Raw genomic sequence first — 4,200 nt, forward strand, 5'->3', positions numbered from 1 at the left:
GCCGCGGGCCGGGCGCCCGCAGGGGCCCGGCCGGAGCCGGCTAGAGGGCCAGGGACGGCTTGAGCTGCTTGAAACGGGCCAGCAGCCCGTTGACGAACTGCGGTGACTCGTCGGTGGACAGCTCCGAGGCGAGATGGACCCACTCGCTGATGACCACCGCCTCGGGGATGTCAGGAACCCACAGCAGCTCATAGGTGCCGGCCCGCAGGAGGTTGCGGTCGACGGCGGGCATGCGGTCGAGGGTCCAGCCCTCGGCGTAGGTCGAGATCAGCTCGTCGATGCGCGACCGGTGACGGTTCACGCCCTCGACCAGCGTCGAGGTGTACTCGTTGACCGGCGGCTCCGCGCGCTCGACCCGCTCGGCGAGCACGTTCACCGGGGGCTCGCTCCGCAGCTCCGCCTCGAACAGGATGTCCAGTGCGCGTCTGCGCGCCTTTCCCCGAGCGGACACCTCAGGCCCGGCCGAGGTACTCGCCGGTGCGAGTGTCGACCTTCACCCTTTCGCCCGTCGTGATGAACAGCGGCACCTTGATCTCGGCGCCGGTCTCCAGCGTGGCGGGCTTGGTGCCGCCGGTGGAGCGGTCGCCCTGCAGACCCGGCTCGGTCTGCGAGACCGTCAGCTCGACGGCCGCCGGGAGCTCGATGTACAGGACGTTGCCCTCGTTGACCGCCACGGTCGCCAGGGTGTTCTCCAGCAGGTAGTTGGCCGCGTCGCCGACCGTCGTGCGCGAGACGTTGAGCATGTCGTAGGTCTCGGTGTCCATGAAGACGAAGTCGTCGCCGTCCATGTACGAATACTGCATCTCGCGCTTGTCGACGTTGGCCACCTCGACCTTCACGCCGGCGTTGAAGGTCTTGTCGACCACCTTGCCGGAGAGCACGTTCTTGAGCTTGGTGCGCACGAAGGCGCCACCCTTGCCCGGCTTGACGTGCTGGAAGTCAACCACGCTCCACAGCTCACCACTATCGAGCTTGAGCACCAGGCCGTTCTTTAGGTCGTTGGTCGTCGCCACTCGTTTTCTCCTGCGTCGTCATGGTCGCGCTCGCTCGGCCGCCGTCCTGCGGTCACAGGATCAGCAGCTCCTTCGTCGTGCGGGTGAGGAGTTCCGTGCCGTCGGCGCGCGTCACGAGAGTGTCCTCGATCCGGACGCCGCCCCTGCCTGGCAGGTAGACGCCGGGCTCGACGGTGATCGGAACCCGATCCTCAAGTCTACCGGCACCGGCAGGACGCAGGAACGGGTCCTCGTGGATCTCGAGGCCGACGCCGTGCCCGAGGCCGTGCCCGAAGTGCTCGCCGTATCCGGCGCCCTCGATCACCTGCCGCGCGGCGGCGTCCACCTCGTCCGTGGCGGCTCCCGGCGCGAGCGCGTGCCGGCCGGCCCGCTGCGCCTCGCGGACCAGGTCGTACAGCTCCCGCTGCCACCCGGAGACGCCGCCCACGGCGACCGTCCTGGTCATGTCCGCGTGGTAGCCCTCGTACAGCGCGCCGAAGTCCATGGTGACCAGGTCTCCGCGCTGGATGGGCCGGTCCGAGGGAGAGTGGTGAGGGATGGCGCCGTTCGGCCCGCTCGCCACGATCGTGGCGAAGGCGGGCCCGTCGGCGCCGAGCTCCGCCATGCGCGACTCAAGCGCGCGGGCGACCTGCTTCTCGGTCATGCCCGGCGCGATCGTGGCGGTCACGTCGGCGAAGGCGTGGTCGGTCAGGTCGCAGGCGGTGCGCAGCGCCTCGATCTCGGCCTCGTCCTTGACCACCCGCAGCTGTTCCACGATCCTGCCGACCGCCGCCGGCTCACCTTCGAGGCTCCGGTACCGGGCCACGGACATGTCGTGCGCCTCGATGCCCGGCCGCTCGGCGGCCTTCACCAGGCCGCCCGCCACGTCGCGCTCCTCGACGACCTCGATGCCGGCGCAGACGCGGCGCGCGGTTTCGAGGTAGCGGGAGTCGGTGGCCAGTACCGCCGACGCGTCCTGCCTCACCAGCACGGCGGCGTTCGAGCTGACCAGCCCCGTCAGGTACCTCACGTTGACGCCCCGGGTGACCAGCAGCGCGTCCACGCCGTGCTCGTCCAGCAGTGCGGCGAGCCGGGCACGCCGCGATTCATGAATGACGGACATGTCCCAGACTGTACGGTCTGACCGCTCCCGCCCGCCGAGGCTCCCCGGGTGGTCATTCGGGCTTCGCCTCAACGGTCCTGGCCGACCGCAGTGGCAGCTCACGCAGGAACAGCACGGCGAGGAAGCCCAGCACGGCCGCGGGGAGGCCCGCCAGGAACACCGACTGCATGGCCCGGGTGAAGGCTTCGACCACGATGTGCTGGAGCGCCGGCGGGAGGTGGCCGATGGCCTCGGGGGTGCCGAGGGTGAGCCCGCCACCGGGAGGCACCGGGACGCGGCTCGCGGCGAGCATGCCGGTGATCTCGTCCCTGACCCGGTTGGTGAGAACGGCGCCGAGGGCCGCCACCCCGACCGAGCCGCCGAGGTTGCGGAAGAAGGAGATGCCGGACGTGGTCACGGCCATGTCCCTCGGGTGGGAGGCGTTCTGCGCGGCGAGGATCAGCACCTGCATGCTGAGGCCGAGGCCGACGCCCAGGATGGCGATGTCGGCGCCGATGACCAAGCGGCTGGAGTCGGTGTGCAGCAGGGAGAGCAGCGCCGTGCCGATGGCGACCAGGAGCAGGCCGGCGGCCGGGAAGACCTTCCACCTGCCCGTGCGGGTGACGACGCGCCCGGAGGCGATCGAGGAGACGAGCAGGCTCACGACCAGCGGGGTGGTCATGATGCCTGACATGGTGGGGCTCATCCCCTTGACGATCTGCAGGTACTGCGGCAGGTAGACCATCACCCCGAACATCGAGAGGCCCACCAGCAGCGACGCCGTGCCGGCGAGCACGAAGGTGCGGTCGCGGAACAGGCGGGGCGGGAGGATCGGGTCGGCGGCACGCCGCTCGGCGACCACCGAGAGGCCGAACAGGATCGCCGCGGCGGCGCCCAGGCCGTAGGCCCAAGGCGAGTTCCATTCGAACTCGTGGCCGCCGAAGGAGAGCATCAGCATCAGGGCGGAGGCCCCGCCGGTGAGCGTGAACGCGCCCCACCAGTCGATCCGGGCCTCGCGCGCTTCGTGGTCGAGCCGAAGGACCCTCTGGATGACGGCGAACGCGACGATCGCCAGCGGGACGCAGACGTAGAAGCACCAGCGCCATCCGAGCCACGAGGTGTCCACGAGGAACCCGCCCAGCAGCGGCCCGCCGACGGTGGAGACGCCGAACACCGCGCCGATGTAGCCGGAGTAGCGTCCCCGCTCTCTCGGCTCCACCACGTCGCCGAGGATCACCTGCGTCAGCGCGGCCAGGCCGCCGGTGCCGAGGCCCTGCACCGCGCGGGCGGCGATGAGCGTGCCCATGTTCTGCGAGAGCCCGGCGATCATGGAGGCGGCGACGAACAGCCCGAGGGCGAGCTGGAACATGCGCTTGCGCCCGAACAGGTCGGAGAGCTTGCCCCAGAGAGGGGTGGAGGCGGTCATCGTCAGCAGCGTGGCGCTGGCGACCCAGGAGAGCTGGTCCTGGGCGCCGAACTCGCCGACGATCGTCGGAAGCGCGGTGGCGACCACGGACGTGGAGATCATCGAGGTCAGCAGGGCGAGCATCAGCCCCGACATGATCTCCATGATCTCGCGATGGGCGTAGGTCCGGCGTGCCCCGGAATCGCCGTGCGCGCCCGCTAAGGCATCTCCCTGTACTACCACCACAGGCCCCCAGAAATAGATGTCTTTGCCAACCATCTTGTAGTAGGCGCTTGTTTACCTGTCAAACAACTACACTGCGTCATATAGGGCGAAAAGGGGGTATAGGTGGTTGCTTTGGCACAGGTACGTGACCGCGAGGCCACAACGAGCCGGATCCTCGCGGCCGCCCGGCACCTGTTCGCCGAACACGGCTACGACCAGGTGACCGTACGCATGATCGCGGCGGCGGCCGGGGCCAACGTCGCCTTGATCAACCGCTACTTCGGGTCGAAGGCCCGGCTGTTCGCCGAGGTCCTCGCCGGCGAGTCGGCGATGGAGTCCCTCATCGAGGGAGACCCGGAAAAGCTGCCGCGGAGGCTGGCGGCCCACATGGCCCACCGGCTGAGCGCGGGCGCCTCCGACCCGATCGCCGACTCGACCCTGGCGCGGAGCACCGCCCTGATCTCGGGGCTGGTGCC

Annotated in this window: 5 protein-coding genes; 1 reads left to right on the top strand and 4 read right to left on the bottom strand. The window is 69.8% G+C overall.

The features are described from left to right. Positions 1-40: 40 nt before the first annotated feature. Genes nusB through AB0O34_RS36215 form a run of 4 tightly spaced genes read right to left on the bottom strand, consistent with a single transcriptional unit; the run spans position 41 to position 3,745 of the window. Complete coding sequence (gene nusB / locus AB0O34_RS36200; protein WP_363923420.1) at positions 41-451, bottom strand: transcription antitermination factor NusB; 411 nt, start codon at positions 449-451, stop codon at positions 41-43. 1 nt (position 452) lies between these two features. Next, positions 453-1,013 carry an elongation factor P gene (efp, locus tag AB0O34_RS36205; protein ID WP_363923422.1) on the bottom strand — a complete coding sequence of 187 codons (561 nt, stop codon included), beginning with the start codon at positions 1,011-1,013 and terminating at the stop codon, positions 453-455. Between the two features lie 52 nt (positions 1,014-1,065). Further along, a complete protein-coding gene (locus AB0O34_RS36210; RefSeq protein WP_363923424.1) occupies positions 1,066-2,115 on the bottom strand; it encodes a Xaa-Pro peptidase family protein in 1,050 nt (349 codons plus the stop codon). Positions 2,116-2,167: 52 nt separating this feature from the next. After that, the gene (locus tag AB0O34_RS36215; protein WP_363923426.1) at positions 2,168-3,745 is read right to left on the bottom strand and encodes an MDR family MFS transporter; all 1,578 of its coding nucleotides are present in this window, start codon (positions 3,743-3,745) and stop codon (positions 2,168-2,170) included. A 111-nt stretch (positions 3,746-3,856) separates the two neighbouring features. Between AB0O34_RS36215 and AB0O34_RS36220 the strand changes: the two genes are divergently transcribed. Next, positions 3,857-4,200 (top strand): helix-turn-helix domain-containing protein (locus tag AB0O34_RS36220; protein ID WP_363923428.1); only part of this gene is annotated, 344 nt, incomplete at its 3' end.

Origin of the sequence: Sphaerisporangium sp. NPDC088356, assembly GCF_040685555.1 — a bacterium.
Taxonomy (GTDB): domain Bacteria; phylum Actinomycetota; class Actinomycetes; order Streptosporangiales; family Streptosporangiaceae; genus Sphaerisporangium.